We start from the raw sequence: 17,614 nt of genomic DNA, 5'->3' as shown, positions 1-17,614 counted from the left end.
TGTGAATCCAAGGTTCTCAGGTGCTGCGACGCCGCCCGCGTGCCGCCGTCGGCGGTCGCCACGCGTTTACGTCGGCGCGGGTCAGCTGCAGCTGGGCCAGGAGCTGGTCGATCTGGCTGGTGACCGCTTGCGCCGCGCTGGAGCCGAACTCCGGTTCGAGCTCGGTGTGCCACTGGTGCAGCCAGGGCTCCAGCTCAACGAGCCCCGCAACCATCGGCACCAAAGCTTCGTTGGACGCGCCGAGGGCCTGCTGGTTCATGATTTCGCGGACCAGCGCGACCGCCTGGTCTCGGTGGTCCCAGCCGGCCCAGCCGAGCACGGGGCTGTTGTCTCCTTCGCGTCCGACGCCGGGATACAGTACAAAGCGCTCCTTGGGGACATCTAACTTGCCACGGGCCTTCCAGTACTCGACTTTTTGGAAGTCAGGTGTCGAGTACTTTGGCGGAACCGGGATCGTCACCTTCTCCCCCCCGTCCTCGCGCCGCTGCAAGTCCCAAACAGCCTGCCACTCTCTAAACTTTTCGAGGCCGGAAGGCTTGTACCGATACGCAGCGAGGTAGGGAACGGCTTCCATCGGAGCAAGTAAACCGATGACCGCCGCTAGATCAGGCTCGGCACTGCCGGTCAGTGCTCGTGCGAGTTTGAGCAGGACGTCGTCGTTTCGTGATAAATCCGCCAGCTGAGCGACCGAACGAGTGCTCGGACCCTGATGATCGCGCCAAAGTTCTACGCGCTCGAGGCATTGGAGAACAGAAGCTTCCAGTGCATCCTTGAGCCGTTTGTCCCATGCAACAGTCGCCCACCGACGCTTGTACTCCGGGCGCTCGAGCAGGCGTATGCTTCGATCTACCTCGATCAGCTCAAGACGCTTCTCCACGACGTCGCGATATTCTTCCGGCCATACGGTCGGCAACGTGGTCAGCGCCGGGGAACTATGCCGAGAGAACCAGGAGCTCAGCTCTGTGCCTTGCTCCACACGGCGAGCAAGCGCGATTTCGAAGGACCGCTGCCCGGGGACGATCTGATCCATGGCCGATCCGCCATACGTCATTTCCTCTGCGGCGAGGCCGTAAAGTCTATATGTATCCCAGTCAAGCTCTTCCTGTTCGAACACAATGCGACGGTACAGTTCGGCCCATTCTTGTCGGGCCGCAGCGATGCGTTCTCCCAGATCAGGTCCTCCGGTGTCGGCCAACCATGCAGAAATGACAGCTTGAGGCGAAACGGCATCGAGCAGCTGAGCTAGCTGGTCAAGGAGTCGTCCCCGATCTCCCGGTAGCTTCGTAGGAAGCGGAAACTCTTGAAGCTTGGTTCCTGTGAACTCGAAGCGATCACTCCAGCCCTCGGCGCTGACCCGTGCACCATCATCGCCGACTGGGTCGCCGCCCTTCGGATAGCTAACCTGTTTGAGCCAAAAACACGCCACCGAGCTATTTAGCACGCCGAGCAGCTCAAGGTGCTGTTCCTCGGTTGCGCCTTCCGGCAACTTGATCACCGGCGCGGACTGCTTGAAGACCTTCCCGCCACGGTCCAGGACGAAGTGGTTGTGAGTCGCCACAAACGCGAAAGAGATAACTGGTCCATCGACACGATCAAGGCCGATTTGATGCCACTCCCACCAAGTGCGCCCTTCTTGACGGTACGTGTTCTTGGAGAATGTCGCTCGGTTCCAAGCTTCAGTACGCACGGGCCACACCCACCTGTACGCGCCGGGGAATTTATGAATGTCGAGCAACCCCCGTGAGGTGTACGGAAAGAAGACGTGGTCGCCACGCTTGATGCCATAGTCGCGGACTACGTCTCCCGTCACCAGATAACGGACGAGGTCGTTCTCGACCTGCCTCCTGGCGAACGCCTCAGGCGGCGCCAGAAATGCGTCGTCAATATTGGTCATCCCCATCACTCCGACGAGTCGGATTGCCGCCGTAAGCTTTTGAGCGGCCCCGTCGTCGAGGGCTTTTTTCAGACCGCTGGCGCCGCCGCCGCTGAGTGACCAGGGAAAGGTCGACAATGTCTCGCGTGCAAGATCGGCGACGCTAACGTAACTTCCCTCGAACCCCGGGTTGTCAATGTTTCTAACGAGTTCGGTCCAGACCAGGCCCTTCGAAGCGTCTTCCGGCGCGCCCGGTTCGCCGCGGATGCCGAGGACTGCCCGGAGCTCGCCCGCGACGGGCCGGCGGCGCCGTCCGATGAGGATGACGGTCGGCGTGCCGTGGCCGGGGATGTAGGCTCCCGAGGTGTCGATGACGTGGGTGAGGTCGACCGGATTGTCGATATGGTATCCGGCGAAGAGGTCCTCGATGACCTTCTTGCCGAACTCGCGTTTCATGAACGAGTTGGACGTGATCTGCCCGACGTGCCCGGCGCCCTGTCCTGCTCCGCCCTTGACCGCGAGGCGGAAGAACAGCTCCATGAATGGCACCGACAGCGCATATTTGCCGGCCGCCGTGGTGTAAGCCTCCCGATAGGCCTGGTTGAGGACTTTGTCCTTGACCGTGATGTAGGGCGGGTTTCCGACGACGACGTGGTACCGCCCCGGTTTGAGGATGTCGGTGTATTCACCAAGGTCCTCAGTGGAGTAGGTGTAGGCTTCCTCGCCGAACAGGGCATTGGTGACGCCTTGTTCCCCAAGGAGTGAGTCCCCGATTGCCAGATGGAATCCCCACTCCTCCAGCCCGACCAAAGACTTCTCCCCCGCGGCCAGGAGCCCCGCGACGGTGAGGCGGAAACGCGCGATGGCGACGGCAAACGGGTTGAGGTCCACGCCATGGATGGAGTCCATCGCCCTGCGGACACGCTGCCTAGGATCCAGCCCCGGGGCCTCAGTGGCCCACTGCCGGTTCAGGCGCTCGAAGGCCCCGAGCAGAAAGGGACCCGAACCGCAGGTAGGGTCGATAACCTTCAGCCCGTCGACGCCGAACTCGGCGATCGCGGGGGTCAGGGTCCGGTCAACAATGAATTCTTCAACAAACACCGGCGTCTGCAGCAGCGCGTAGGTTTTTTTCGCATGATCCGACAGGTCCTGGTACAGGTCACCCAGGAAACGGGTGTCCAGGTCGCGGTCGGTGAAGTCATGCACCAGTGCCCCGTCCTCGCGGGTGCGGCGCCAGAAGTCAACGAGCCCCTTGGCGGCCTCGGCACTGATCTCCGCAGTCCAGACCGGATTATGCCGGGGATCAACAAGCGATGCTCCGGCAGGCTGAGCCGCCAGCACCCGGAAGGACTGCTGCAGCCAGTCACGGTCATGATGACTGGTATTGACCCGAAAATACGCCGTCTGGTTCTCCCGTGCCCGAAGGACCCGGTCACCGGGCCCGGCGATCCAGCTGACCGGGACGGGCACGCCGTCGATGACGGCCCCCATGAGCAGGTCGTTGTCCTCACAGAACCGGACAAACGTCGTGGCAAGGATCCACGCGACAGCCGCCTGGTCAACCTCGTTGTCCCGCCACACTGACCAGGACAAACCGGTGCGCTCACGCCGCAGCGCCTCCGCATGCTCACGCTGCAGGGCAGCCCCCCACGCGGTGCCCCGGTCATCGGCCCGCGATTTCAAGTCAGCCTGCAGCCCCCGCAACTGGGCCTTGAGATCGGTAAGGAGGGCGGAAGAGTCAATCATGAAAGGTCTCCGGAATACTGCATAAATTCGGTGGTCTCGTGGTTAGCAAGCTGCGCCGCCGCGGTGTTGGCACTAGGCACGTTTACGGCCCCGGACAAGCGCTGGCGGTCGCCACGCGTTGACGTCGTCGCGGGTCCTTTGCAACTGTGCCAGGAGCTGGTCGATCTGGCTGGTGACCGCTTGGGCCGCACTGGACCCGAATTCCGGTTCCAGCTCGGTGTGCCACTGGTGCAGCCACGGCTCCAGCTCGACCAGCCCGGCAACCATGGGTACCAAGGCTTCGTTCGCCGCACCAAGGGCCTGCTGGTTCATGATTTCGCGCACCAGTGCGACCGCCTGGTCCCGGTGGCTCCAACCGGCCCAGCCGAGCACGAGGCTGCTATCTCCCTCGCGTCCGACGCCGGGGTACAGTACGAACCGTTCCTTCGGCACGTCCAGCTTGCCGCGGGCCTTCCAGTACTCAACCTTTTGGAAGTCAGCCGGCGAGTACTTTGGCGGAAGCGGGATCGTGACCCTTTCCCCCGCGTCCTCACGCCGCTGGAGATCCCAGACCCCCTGCCACTCGTAGAATTTCTCGAAGCCTGAGGGCTGGTACCGGTACGCTGCTAGATATGGAACTGCTTCGGTAAGTGCCAAGGAGCCAATAACCGCCCCAAGATCTGGTTCAGAGTTGCCCGTCAGCTCTCGTGCCAGTTCAAGCAGGACCTCGTCGCTGCGCAACAGGTCGGCCAGCTGGGCCACCGAACGGGTGCTAGGTCCCTGATGGTCGCGCCACAGTTCCGCGTCCTCGAGACGGTCAAGAACCGCCGCCGCCAGGGCCGTACGGAGCTGCTTTTCCCATGGCACGAAGTCCCATGGGCGCTTGAAGTCTGGACCTTCAAGGATCCGTATCGCCCGATCATTTTCCATTAGTTTTATACGCTGCCGCACTAGTTCACGGTAGTCCGAGGGCCACAGGTCTGGGATGGTCGTGGTCTCGACTTCAGCAAAATCACTAAACCACCGCGTCTTCAAGGCGCCACTAAACACGTTTCGCGCGAGTAATATCTCAAATGCCCGCTCACCGACTGAGAGCTCGTCGAATTTCCCGCTATAGACGAGGTCCGGCGTCCCGATGTTGAAAAGAGCGTACACCTCCCAGTCAAGTTCTTCCTGATGAAAGATCATTTGGCGACTGATGGACTTCCATCGTTTCTGGGCCACCGTCAATTGGGACCCAAGAGCTCCGGTCTCTGCCGTGTCTTTCCACTTTGCGAGCACTCCTTCAGGGGAATGCTCATTCAATTCCATCGCAAGCGAATCCAGCACCGCTGCTCGGTCATGGGGCAAGTTGGCCGGCAGCGGGAAGTCCTGCAGCTTCGTACCGGTGAACTCGTAAAAGTCACGCCACTTCTCGTCCTTGGAACTGCCACCACCAGGACCGCCCTTATTGAAGCAGACCTGCTTGAGCCAGAAACAACCCGCTGAACTATTAAGCAAACCAAGGAGCACGAGGTGCTGTTCCTCGGTAGATCCCTCCGGCAGCTTGATCACCGGCGCAGTTCTGTTGAAGACCTTTCCACCCCGGTCGAGCACGAAGTGGCTATGCGTAGCAACGAACGCAAAGGTGATGAGCATGTCGGCGCGAAGCCTTGGCCAGTTCGGGAGGATGTACTCCCCCCACCACGCGCCCTTATCCTCGCGCGTCTTGCCGAATGCCAGGCCGTTCCGGAGAACGTTGCGAAATGGCCAGAAAACGCGCTCCGCTGCCTGCGCTTTCTCCAGGGGATACGGGAAGACGGCGAGATCGTGGCCGCGAATCTGGAAGTCGCGGACGGTATCCCCTGCGACGAACCGCCGCATCGGAACGCCGTCCTGCCTAGCAGCAGCGGTACGTACCCGCCGGATAAATACCTCGTCGTCACCCGTGATAGCGCCGAAGCCGATCGACTCAACGGAGTCCTTGAGCAAGGACTGACCGGCACCTTGAAGAACGGTCATCAGGCCGCCCGCACCACCCCCGCTGAGTGACCAGGGAAAAGTCGCCAACGTACTCCGCGCTAGGTCAACGATGCTGACGTAGGAGCCGTCGAATCCGGGGTTGTCGATATTTGTGGTGATTTCGGTCCATACGAGGCCCTTCGAGGCGTCTTCTGGTGTGCCGGGTTCGCCGCGGATGCCCAGGACGGCCCGAACGTTGTCGGCGACGGGCCGGCGCCGTCGTCCGATGAGGATGACGGTCGGCGTGCCGTGGCCGGGGATGTAGGCTCCCGAGGTGTCGATGACGTGGGTGAGGTCGACCGGATTGTCGATATGGTATCCGGCGAAGAGGTCCTCGATGACCTTCTTGCCGAACTCGCGTTTCATGAACGAGTTGGACGTGATCTGCCCGACGTGCCCGGCGCCCTGTCCTGCTCCGCCCTTGACCGCGAGGCGGAAGAACAGCTCCATGAATGGCACCGACAGCGCATATTTGCCGGCCGCCGTGGTGTAAGCCTCCCGATAGGCCTGGTTGAGGACTTTGTCCTTGACCGTGATGTAGGGCGGGTTTCCGACGACGACGTGGTACCGCCCCGGTTTGAGGATGTCGGTGTATTCACCAAGGTCCTCAGTGGAGTAGGTGTAGGCTTCCTCGCCGAACAGGGCATTGGTGACGCCTTGTTCCCCAAGGAGTGAGTCCCCGATTGCCAGATGGAATCCCCACTCCTCCAGCCCGACCAAAGACTTCTCCCCCGCGGCCAGGAGCCCCGCGACGGTGAGGCGGAAACGCGCGATGGCGACGGCAAACGGGTTGAGGTCCACGCCATGGATGGAGTCCATCGCCCTGCGGACACGCTGCCTAGGATCCAGCCCCGGGGCCTCAGTGGCCCACTGCCGGTTCAGGCGCTCGAAGGCCCCGAGCAGAAAGTGACCTGAACCGCAGGTAGGGTCGATAACCTTCAGCCCGTCGACGCCGAACTCGGCGATCGCGGGGGTCAGGGTCCGGTCAAGAATGAATTCTTCAACAAACACCGGCGTCTGCAGCAGCGCGTAGGTTTTTTTCGCATGATCCGACAGGTCGTGGTACAGGTCACCCAGGAAACGGGTGTCCAGGTCGCGGTCGGTGAAGTCATGCACCAGTGCCCCGTCCTCGCGGGTGCGGCGCCAGAAGTCAACGAGCCCCTTGGCGGCCTCGGCACTGATCTCCGCAGTCCAGACCGGATTATGCCGGGGATCAACAAGCGATGCTCCGGCAGGCTGAGCCGCCAGCACCCGGAAGGACTGCTGCAGCCAGTCACGGTCATGATGACTGGTATTGACCCGAAAATACGCCGTCTGGTTCTCCCGTGCCCGAAGGACCCGGTCACCGGGCCCGGCGATCCAGCTGACCGGGACGGGCACGCCGTCGATGACGGCCCCCATGAGCAGGTCGTTGTCCTCACAGAACCGGACAAACGTCGTGGCAAGGATCCACGCGACAGCCGCCTGGTCAACCTCGTTGTCCCGCCACACTGACCAGGACAAACCGGTGCGCTCACGCCGCAGCGCCTCCGCATGCTCACGCTGCAGGGCAGCCCCCCACGCGGTGCCCCGGTCATCGGCCCGCGATTTCAAGTCAGCCTGCAGCCCCCGCAACTGGGCCTTGAGATCGGTAAGGAGGGCGGAAGAGTCAATCATGAAAGGTCTCCGGAATACTGCATAAATTCGGTGGTCTCGTGGTTAGCAAGCTGCGTCAGGTCAGGCGGAAGGTCTATCCAGCCGCTGGGGCCGAGCGGAACTGAACGGCCCTCCAGAAGCGGGGCGCGGGCGTCGCCAGCCTTGGCAACCAGTAGCCAGCGGGCGGCCTGCCGCTTGGAGCCCGTGTCCAGCAAGGTCGCAAGAAGCGGGGTCATCCCGTAGCGGACCAGCGGGCCGGCGTTCGTCAGCAGAAGGGGGCGGTCTGAGCTGAGCCGTTCTTCCCACGCAGGTTGGACGGCCCTTTGGACGACCCCCGCGAGCGCCTTCCACTGCTTGCTGTCACGGTCCAAAGCGTCATAGGTGAGCAGGCCGCTCCAGATCCCGCCGGCCTTTTCAATCTGCTCTTTGGTAGCCCTAACGACGAGCTCGGCTATGTCGAGCACCTCGATGTCGAACTTTGTGGCCAACACCCTTTCGGCCAAAACATATCGCTTCGGTGCCACAGTCAGAGTGAGTGCTGCATGCCTTTGGAACGACTCCGCGAGCTTGCGCGAAATTTCGGCTGCGGGTGTAGCAGCAAACTGCGTCGTCGAGACCGTGCCCGTGGTGTACAAAGCCGTGCTCTTGGGCTCAAACACCCCGTTCTGGTACACAAGCTCGGGGTAGAGCTCACGCATGAGCGCGGTGAGCCGATTGGCAGTCGGCAGCGGTTCGGTCAGGTGGGGGAACCGCGCACTGAGCGTACGCTGCACCGCCATTTGGCTAATAGAACGGCCGGGCTTGCCGCGCATCGCGTGCTCCAATGCCTCCTTGACAGGCATTCCCCGGGGGTACAGCTCATGGAAGCCCGACACGGCCGCCGATTGGCTTGCGGCCGCGGCCAAACGCAGGAGGCGGGCGTCGGTCACCTGCCACTGGCCCACGCCGTCAAGATCACCGAGCACGCTGCGCAGTTCAGCGATCGCTGTACTTGCGACGACGACGCCACCGATCACCAGGTCGTCGGCTTTACTGCCGAGCTCACTGGCAAGGTCGGTGAGCAGGTCGGCCGGCGGGGCCACCGGGCTGTCCTCGGAGACGTCGTCGTCCTCACTCAATGCAAGCAGGTCGACCTTGGCACCGGCACGGCGGCGCAACATGAAAACCGGATGGCCGCTCCGCGCATCCAGCTCGATGATCGCCCGCACTAATGCGGTGCCATAGGCCAAACGTTCGGCGCCGTCGAGCGTAGAGCCACGAAGAGTCAGGAGAGCGCTGACGACCTCCGGTATGGTCATAACGCGCCCGGCATTCGCCACGATATTACTCAGCTCGCTGCATGCGGCAAGGAATGATTTGTCCTTCGACCACTCAGCGACAGCGTCATCGACCATGCCGGTAACGCGTTCCCGAGCGGTCTGGAAACTGCTTGCAACCTCGGCCGCCGTGGGCCAAGAAGGGCCGTCGCCCAGGCCGAGCAGGCCTTGCGCGAGCGGCTTGTCCGCCGCGGGAAGCCGCTCGAGGAGGTTGTCGACTACCCGGTCGACACCAAGGGCTACGTTGAGCCCAGGAGCAGATTCGGTAGGCCGCAAAGCGATGCGCCACTGCTTGATGCGTCTCTGGATTTCCTTGCGGTAGGTTTCACCCAAGCCGCGGATGCCGTTTATCTTGACGGGGTGGACCCCGAGGACATCGCCAACAGTGACCACGCCGTCTAGACGGCGCAGCGCGGAGAGTGCTTGGGCCGACAGGCCGGACTGCTCAAGCGGCGTCTCCAGGGTCGCTTTGGATGCCAGCTCCTCGTCCTTTTGCAGGGCGTCTTCGTTCAGGTCAAGACTTGCGAAGACGCCGCTCCAAGCACGCAGCAGGTCTTCGACGTTGCCGAAACGCTGTTCTACGTCGGGCGACAACGCCTTGCGGAACAGCTCGGCAAGAGGCGCTCCTACAGCCGGATCGAATGAAGTCGGCTCTACGACCGCCCGGTCGGCTGCGCTTGCAGGTGCGCTCGCACCGTTGGGCCACCAAGGCAGTACACCTGTCGCCATTTCAAACAGCGTCGCGGATACTGCCCATAGCTCAGCCGCCCGGTCATAGCGGGTGCGGCGCCCCCTGCCCAGATAGGGATCGAGATACCCGGGCGTGCCGGACGTGATGTTGTCCAGCGGCTCACGAGCAAGCGAAAAATCGAATAGGGTCAGGTGTGGCTTGCGGTATTTAGGATCCGGGGCAATGCCCAAATTTGCAGGCTTGATGTCCCGGTGGAAGACGCCCTTGGCATCGACCAGGTAGGCCATGGCTTCCAAGAGGTCGGTGCCCCAGCGCTGCAACTGCTCCAAGGTCGCCTGACCTTCCTTAGCCAGACGCGTGGCGAGAGTCTCCTTACCTGCGTCCGACATGAGCAACACGCGTCGGGCACCGAGCTCGAGCGTCTCTACCAGCCGGACGACACGCGGATGTTCCAGACCCTTGAGCACCTCAGCCTCGACGTCGAGCCTTCGACCTGCCGCGTCGTCCCGGGCGATCTTGAGGATGACCTCCTTGTCGTCGCCCGAGTTGTCATCCAGTACTGCAAGGGCAATGCCGGAAGACCCCTCACCGCGGCGGTTGACCACGAGGAAGCGTCCCTCAATCATGTCAGCAGTCTGTGCGTCCAGCGGATCCTTAACTTCGACCGGCGGGGCTTGAGTGTCCGGCCGACGCGCTTCGTCCCATGCCATGCGGATAAGTTCCAGTGCGTCTTCCAAGGACGAGGGCCGGACAGTTTCGTCAACACTGGTCAACTCCGCCACAACCTCGGCCAGGGTGTCCGGAAGACCGGCTGTGACCGCACGAGGATCGAATCGCCCAGCCTGCTGCTGAATCTCTTGAACCTCGACGATAGTGGTACCCGGCGCCTTGCCGGTCAGGATCAAGAACGCCAATGCGCCGAAGCCGAAGACGTCCAGAGGTGTGCCAGGCACGTCAGTCACCGAAAGACGTGCTTCCGGCGCAAGCCAAACCAGGTCCACAGCACCTGCCACACCGAGCAGGTCCGTCACACCGCGGCTGATGACTGTCCAGTTTGTTGAAGTGGCCGTTTCGCTGTTTTTCTGAGCGGAGTACCAGTCCCGTACTTCAAGGCGGGGCCCGTCCGGTGATGGCCGCACCCATACCCGCTGTGGTGACAAGGCGCGGTGAAACAAATGACGGTTATGGGCGAACCGGAGGATGTTCCCGAGTTGCTCGGTCATCGCTACGCGATCGTCCAATGTCAGGACTGCGCCCTCGTCTACGAGGTATGCGTCGAGTGGACGTTCGTTATCTTGATATTCGAAGACGAGCGCCGGCCCATCATCGGTTGTCAAGTACTGATGCGGCACGGCGATGCCCTCGTGGCGGATGCCGAAGGTAAGTTGGTACTCCCTCTGGGCGAGCTGCTCAATGCGCTTGCGTTCCAGCGCGGACGCTTTGGGAGGTACGTCGTACAGGCGCAACCGCTGCTTAATTTTCGACAAGTTCGGGTGAGTAACGACAACGTCCTGCCAGTCGACACCTTCTGCAACTGGATCCGATTCAGCGACAGCGTAGTCGCCCACCATCCGAGTTTTGGGTGTTGGACGGAAGTTTGCCCTTTCGCAGAGCTGTCGCACCATGCGTGCACGCTGGGGATCGATGAGGTCCCGTGGGTTCTCCGGCGGCGTCGCCAGGAACTCGCTCAACCGCTGCAGCGGAGGCCTGGAGGTGACGTTGTATCCATCAAGCTTGACCACATTGGCTCGGCCAGAAGGGTCGACCGCGAAAATGGAGCCCTCTCCGTGCAGCACAACGAGAGCCGTGACCCACGGAACTGACCGCTCGACGTGGGACGGCGCATAAGACTTCAGAAGCGACGCGAGGCGCTTCCCCTTCCGGTCCGTTACCAAGAACGGGTTGGGGTGGGTCCTCCCGGGCTGGTACCAACGCTGTGAGTCGCCGGTGATGGTTCCATGCCAGCCCTTGAGCTCCACACAGAAGAGACCAACCGGAGTTAGCAGCAGGACGTCAATTTCCGCTGTGCGGTTGTTGGCGTCGATGAAGGTCAGGTTGACCCAGGCAGTCGTGCGTCCGTCGTCCGGCAGAACCTTACGGAACGCCTCGAGGGCAGCCGCCTCTTCGGGCGTCGCAGCCGGTCCCATCACGTTCCAGTGGGGCGAATCAGCCTTCATCGGATTATCGGTACTCCCCCATATTGCCTGTCCCATGTTGCTGCAAGTCAGTGTCCTGCACCAACATCATAGAGCGCGTATTGGGGCGCGCAGTTCAGCAGGCCCGAGTTGCGTTATAAGGAGGTCGCAAAATGACTGCTGAGGACTGTGCATCTGGAGCCTGAGCTCCGGTCTCCCGCCACGGCCGGCCTCTCGGTGGCCCTTCCGCCAACACCCGACGCCGGGCGGTCTCCGGCATCCACTACGTTTGTTCCTATGCCTTCGGAAGTTCCCGCACCGCGTCCTGCCTCCCCCGGAACTCTCTTGATCATTGGAAGCAACCCCCCTACGACCAGCGGGCAACGCACAGTCGCACGCGCGGAGCAGGCGCGCCATATTCTTAATTTCGAACGCTGTGAAATTGTGAATCTCTTCAGTTTGCCCACCTATCGCACCTCCGGCGTCTCCACTGCCGGGATCTCCCCCGGCGGCTGGTTAGACGCGCGGCCATGCCTTGCCGAGGCGCTCAACCGCGCGTCAGCCGTCCTCTTGGCCTATGGAATCAGTAAGCCATCCGGCGAAGCCGCCAAACATCATGAAGCGCAGGTGCAGTGGCTGGAAAGCGAAATTGGTGAGAGAGGTCTTCCGGTTTGGTGGGTCGGTGAAGCCCCGCGTCATCCTTCTCGCTGGCACCGTTACACCTACCGAGTGCATCCTGAAACCCCTTTCCGGGATGCGCTAACGACTGCACTGGCAATCCGGGCGCCCAACGGCTGATCAGAGCGGGACCCTGGGAGACGCCCGAGGAACGGCTACGAGCTCCGCTACCCAGAGTGGCCAGCCGGTTTCCCTCATGCGCAGTCAATTCTGGTGGCCAGCTTTGCTGCCTTCGGTATTGCGGGACGCCGTGATTCCCCCGTTTGCCCCCGGGGAACTGGCACGTCGATTCATTGTCCCGGGGACCTAGGTGGTTAGGCTCTAGTCAATACAAGAGAAGAAAATGGGGAAGCTTGCATGGATGCACGTAATCGATCGTTGTCTGACTGGTTTACACGCGTCAGAACAGGCCAACTTCGATTGCCGCGTTTCCAGCGACACGAGGCTTGGAGCCACAATGAAGTCGCTGGCCTTATGGAAACGGTCCTCCGCGGACTTCCCGCCGGGGCCACGCTCATCCTCGAAGTCGGGGACACGGAGCCATTTATTTCCCGGGTGCTGGAGAGCGCCCCTGCTCCTTCAGAGCGTGTCCACGAGCACCTTTTAGATGGGCAGCAACGACTGACAGCCCTCTGGCGGTCTCTCCACGACAACTACCCAGATCGGACGTACTTCCTCAGGTACGAAGAGGACGAGTCAACGGGTGAAAAAATCCCGCGTGTTCTCGCGCAAAACCGTTGGCGGCGAGGTGAGACCCGATACCCATTATGGTGCGATAGTGCTATCGACTGCCGCGAACGGGGTTATACCCCCTTGCGCCTGCTCAACCCCGAAAGCAATGAAGATGTGCGGACCTGGGCAGACGCCGCCGCCGGAGATGACCTTCGAATCAGCAGGGACATCGAGACGAACATTGCCGACCTCAGAAACAAGGTCAGAAACTACAACATCCCGCATCTGAGCCTCCCCATGACAACGCCCAAGGACGTTGCCTTGGATGTCTTCATCAAAATGAATACCTCCTCCGTGAGATTGAGCGCCTTCGACATTGTGGTTGCTCAGCTCGAGGAAGCCGTGGGCCAATCCCTGCATGAACTTGTCGATGACCTTCGCGCCCAGGTTCCGGCACTCCACCGTTACGCGGACGCAGGAAACTTGGCCCTGGATGTTGCCTCACTTCGATCTGGTCGTCCCGCGGGCCAGAGAAGCTATGAAAAACTAGACCTGTCCGAGGTCGCCCAGGAATGGGACGACATCGTCGAAGGTATCGCTTGGGCCATTGGCTTCTTGGAGTCGGAAAAAGTATTCGATGCTAAACGTCTGCCATCCGTCGTCGTTCTGCCGGTTCTAGCCGCGATACACCAATCCATGCCGAAGTCGCTGGACGCTGCGGGAAACGCAAGGAAGCTCGTCAGGTCTTATTTATGGCGTTCATTTCTTACGCGCCGTTATGATCAGTCGGCCGGCTCAAGAGCACACCAGGACTTCCGGGGGCTGAAGAAAATCCTTAGTGGGGACATATCTGATTGGGCATCTGCTGCACCAATATTTGACGAATCTGTCACCCCGCTCCCCACGGAGTTCGATTTAACGACTGCTGGCTGGCCGAAAACCAGGGAGGTTGTCGCACGGGGAATCCTCGCTGTGTCGCTTCGACTCGGTGCACGCGACATTGCTGATGACCACCCGGTAACTGCTGAGCACCTGGAGTTCCGGGAGTACCACCATCTCTTCCCCGACTCTCTCCTAAATGTTGAAAGTCAGGTGAGTGGCAACCGATCAATGCGGGCTCTCAACTGTGCCCTAATCACTTGGAGTACGAATCGGAATATTGCAAACAAGCCTCCGCTGAAGTATTTGGAGGAGCGCACGGATCGCGCAGATCTTGGACGGGAAGCAATAGAGTCCCGGCTGGCCTCGCATCTGATTCCTTTCGAGGAACTGGCTGTAGCGGGGCCTTACAGCCCGGACGATTCAGGACAGATCGGAGAGGACTACGAGCAATTCCTCCAGGCCCGCGCTTCCATGATGATGCCCGTCATTCAGTCGTTGTGCGTTGGAGACCACCCATAGGCTGGTGCCCTGTGGCTACGATGCCGCCAGTGAAAAACGCCGAAACCGTTCATCAGCCCGTGAATAGCAGTTGGGACTGCAATCCGATGTTGGTAATAAAGACCCGGCTCCCGATTCCCTGGCGAAATCGCTCTCCATTGCTGCAGCTCGCCTTGCGGCGAAGCCACAAGGCTCCATGACTACCCCGCTCTGGGACTACCAATGCTGTTTCAGAATCGGCGCCGGCTGCTGTACTACCCGTTAAGCCAAGATGCGCCGGACCAGACAGCTGCTCGATGGGCTGGCGAAGTACCGGCTGACTCTAAAGCAGACCCGGCAGGACGATTTGCTGGGGTTGATTAGCGTCAGGGCAAAGTCAAAGTTGCAAAAGTTGCGGCCGTAACACGCTGAACATTCCAGTTGAAGTTGGAGACTTCAACCTACAATCAAAATCAACTTCGCCGTGCGCCACTCAGTCACGCTGCGTTGTCGATTTGGGGGTGTTTCTTTTGATCTGCAGTAGGACCAACGCGGCCACGAGCGAAAGCGGTTTTTGTGGCCGCCGACAATAGCTGTGGATATCACCCTCAGGTTTCAGATCTCGGGGTGCTTGATGACGGAAGGGCCGGCAGAATCCTGCTCGTGGCCCCGCAACCGAAAGACTTGAACGTAGACCACGAGTATCGCGTTCTGCATAGCCAAAGTCAGGAGATTCCGCTTCGTCCCGGTATCTACTGGGCAAAGGTAAACGGTGAAATGGATGCCCTTGTCGTCGAGGGACAAGCTGTGCCTGGTCGAACGCCGCTTCCCGCCGAGCAGGTCACCCTTGCGGATGCAGAAGACAGCTCACTTGGAGTAGTTGGGATGGACTGGCTCGACTCCTGGTGGGACGAAGCCATTGAGGTCAAGGCGCCCAAGTTTCCAGCATCGGGTGGGGCAGTCTCCCGCAGCACTGGCCGTGATGTCGTCATCATGCGCCGGCAGCTGACCGGGCCTCGCTGGTCCTACGTGATCCGCCAGGACGGGCGGACGGTGACGGTTTCCGAATCAGAACTCGAACCCATTCCAGAGATAATGGCCACTGTATCGTGGCTTCATGAGGAGCCTGCTTCCCCGGAGGCGTTCTCGGCCATGGTTACCAGAGCCAAGCTCAACCGAGGCGTCACCGACGCGATCTTCTCCTACGGTGTTACGAAGACCATCATCAACCCCTTCCAGTTCAAGCCAGTCCTGAAGTACCTGGACTCGGCGATGGAAAGGATGTTGATTGCTGACGAGGTTGGTCTTGGCAAGACCATCGAAGCCGGCCTCCTCTGGACCGAGATGGCCGCGCGAGGTCAAGCAAACCGAGTAATAGTGGTCTGTCCGGCAGCACTCGTGCCCAAGTGGCAACGTGAGATGAGCGAGCGCTTCGGCTTCGAGCTGGAACTCTACAAAACCGCGGACCTCCGCCGGGTGGTCGAAAGGCTTGAAGCAGGGACACTTCCCCAGAACTTTGCTGCTGTGGTTTCCATCCAAACGTTCCGTACGTTTGACCGTCTTCAGCAGATGGAAGAGCTCAACTTCGCGCTGGACCTGTGCATCATCGACGAGGCCCATCAGATGCGTAATCAGGGCACGGCCAGCCTCAGGCTTGGGTTCTTCCTCCGAGACGTATCTGGTTCATTGGTGCTGCTCAGCGCCACTCCGCTCAATCTCGGCAATAACGACCTGCTATCAATGATGCGCCTCATCATGCCCGGCGAAGTTGAGAGCAAAGCGGACCTCGAACTCCGCATCGATCATCACGAAGCACTCCAGGCCCTACGTAAGAGTGCAACTGATCCCAAGATCTCTAACAAATTGCGTAGAGACTGGCTCGCCGAAATTGCCGGCGCTCGCATGGGGCGTGCCCTTCGCGAGAGAGCCGCGTTCAAGCGACTCGAAGAATTACTCAACAACGACGAGTACTCGGTGGCATCGGCACCAATTATCCGCGACGCCTGCAACCAGCTCCATGGCCTGTCGTCCGCCATCACACGGACTCGAAAGACGGAGGTCCACGCGGACCGCTCAGTGCGCGAGGCGACGAATGCCGCTGTCGAGTGGACCGACGAGGAAAAGGCTTTCTACGACGCGTACGTCGACTGGCTAAGGCAGATTGCACTAGAGCGAAACCTGCCTCCCGGTTTTGCTCTCCAGATGCCGCTTCGACTTGCCAGTTCCTGCCTTCCTGCGGCTGCACGGCAGGTCCTCCGGCTCGAAAGCGATCAAGCGAACGACGGCGACGGGCCGCCATCTGCAAACAGGGGAAGTAAGTTGATGGCAGCTGAAATCCCACCGGCCAACGTTCAGTCGCTCGCCCGTAAGATCACACGGGTGGACACAAAGTTCGATGCGTTCCTCAAGGCTCTCGAGAGCCCAGACATGGCGGGGCGCTCTGCCCTGGTCTTCACTTTCTCACGCAATACCCTCAGCTACCTCTACAGCAAGCTGTTCCGCACTCATCGCGTGGCAGCGCTCCACGGAGGAGTGCCGCCGGAAGAACGGGAATCGATAATGCGGCGGTTCCGGGCGGGGGAGTTCGATATTGTCCTCGCCACTCGGGTCGCGAGCGAAGGCTTGGACTTCGAGTTCTGCTCCCTTATCGTCAATTACGATCTTCCCTGGAATCCTATGGAAGTCGAGCAGCGAATTGGGCGTCTGGACCGCATCGGTCAAAAGTCCGACAAGATTTTCATCCTGAACTTCTCCACACCGGGGACGATTGAATCTGAAATTCTCGAAAAATTGATGAAGCGTGTCGGCGTGTTTGAGCATTCCATTGGTGAACTCGAGCCGATCCTCGCCGAAAAGTTTGACAGCCTAAGCGAGATCGTTGTGGACTTCCGGTTAACCGCGAGCGAACGGGACCGCAGGATCAACGAGGCCATCGCTGCCGTCGAGCAGGGCAAGGCTGACGCAGCCGAGCTGGAGGAGTCGTCCTCCAAACTTCAGGCGGAGGACCAGTTCGGCATCAAGTCAGTTGAGGAGCGGATCAGCCGTGGTCGATATCTGGGTCAGATCGAGCTTGCCCATCTCGTTGCAGATTGGGCGCGCCTCCGCGGAGGTTCTGTCAAAGTGGACACCAAGACCAAGAAGCTACGGGTGGATGTCAGCCAAGAGATGCTAATCAAGATCGTGGAGTGGCGGAGGAAGGAAGGCCTGACGTCAGCCGAGGTCTCGCGCGTCGAAAGGGCAGGGCAAGGGAAGATTCCACTCATCATGTGCCTGGACGCCGAGGAAGCCCGGGTCGAGGGCGGCTCGCTCCTGAACGGGCACCACCCATTAGTCCGAGTGGCCGCCCATGACTTCGCTCCCCATCACGTTCCACGATTTGCCGTGCTGAACACGACGGCCGATCCAGTGTTGCGGCCAGGCACCTACTTGTTGGCCCTAGGGCGTGTCTCCTTATTGTCGTAGCCAGATCAGGGAAGCGTAGAGTGCGACGCCTGCCCGATAGGTGATGGCGAGTTTGTCGTATCGAGTG

General features: G+C 60.8%; 6 protein-coding genes. 3 read left to right on the top strand and 3 right to left on the bottom strand.

Annotation, left to right across the window (positions count from 1 at the left end; translation table 11 throughout):
- Positions 1-16: 16 nt before the first annotated feature.
- The 3 genes from pglX (ACZ9BC_RS22160) to pglW form a co-directional block, all read right to left on the bottom strand.
- Positions 17-3,619, bottom strand: coding sequence for a BREX-2 system adenine-specific DNA-methyltransferase PglX (gene pglX / locus ACZ9BC_RS22160; RefSeq protein ID WP_476247841.1), 3,603 nt, complete (start codon positions 3,617-3,619; stop codon positions 17-19).
- Positions 3,620-3,691: 72 nt separating this feature from the next.
- On the bottom strand, positions 3,692-7,255 hold the full coding sequence (gene pglX / locus ACZ9BC_RS22155; protein ID WP_476247840.1) for a BREX-2 system adenine-specific DNA-methyltransferase PglX: 3,564 nt from the start codon (positions 7,253-7,255) through the stop codon (positions 3,692-3,694).
- Complete coding sequence (gene pglW / locus ACZ9BC_RS22150; protein ID WP_476247839.1) at positions 7,252-11,418, bottom strand: BREX system serine/threonine kinase PglW; 4,167 nt, start codon at positions 11,416-11,418, stop codon at positions 7,252-7,254. Before pglW ends, pglX (ACZ9BC_RS22155) begins: the two co-directional genes overlap by 4 nt.
- A 303-nt stretch (positions 11,419-11,721) precedes the next feature.
- Between pglW and ACZ9BC_RS22145 the strand changes: the two genes are divergently transcribed.
- The 3 genes from ACZ9BC_RS22145 to ACZ9BC_RS22135 all read left to right on the top strand — a co-directional run bounded on the left by ACZ9BC_RS22145 (position 11,722) and on the right by ACZ9BC_RS22135 (position 17,547).
- Positions 11,722-12,174 (top strand): DUF1643 domain-containing protein, encoded by a 453-nt coding sequence (locus ACZ9BC_RS22145; protein WP_476247838.1) that lies wholly within the window; start codon positions 11,722-11,724, stop codon positions 12,172-12,174.
- 237 nt (positions 12,175-12,411) lie between these two features.
- Entirely contained in the window at positions 12,412-14,127 is a 1,716-nt protein-coding gene (locus tag ACZ9BC_RS22140; RefSeq protein ID WP_476247837.1) for a GmrSD restriction endonuclease domain-containing protein, read from the top strand.
- A 534-nt stretch (positions 14,128-14,661) separates the two neighbouring features.
- Entirely contained in the window at positions 14,662-17,547 is a 2,886-nt protein-coding gene (locus ACZ9BC_RS22135) for a helicase-related protein (protein WP_476247836.1), read from the top strand.
- Positions 17,548-17,614 lie beyond the last annotated feature (67 nt).

The organism is Pseudarthrobacter sp. TE3704 (assembly GCF_056279405.1).
Note: the sequence above shows the minus strand (reverse complement) of the source record. Positions and strands in the feature narration are given on the sequence as shown.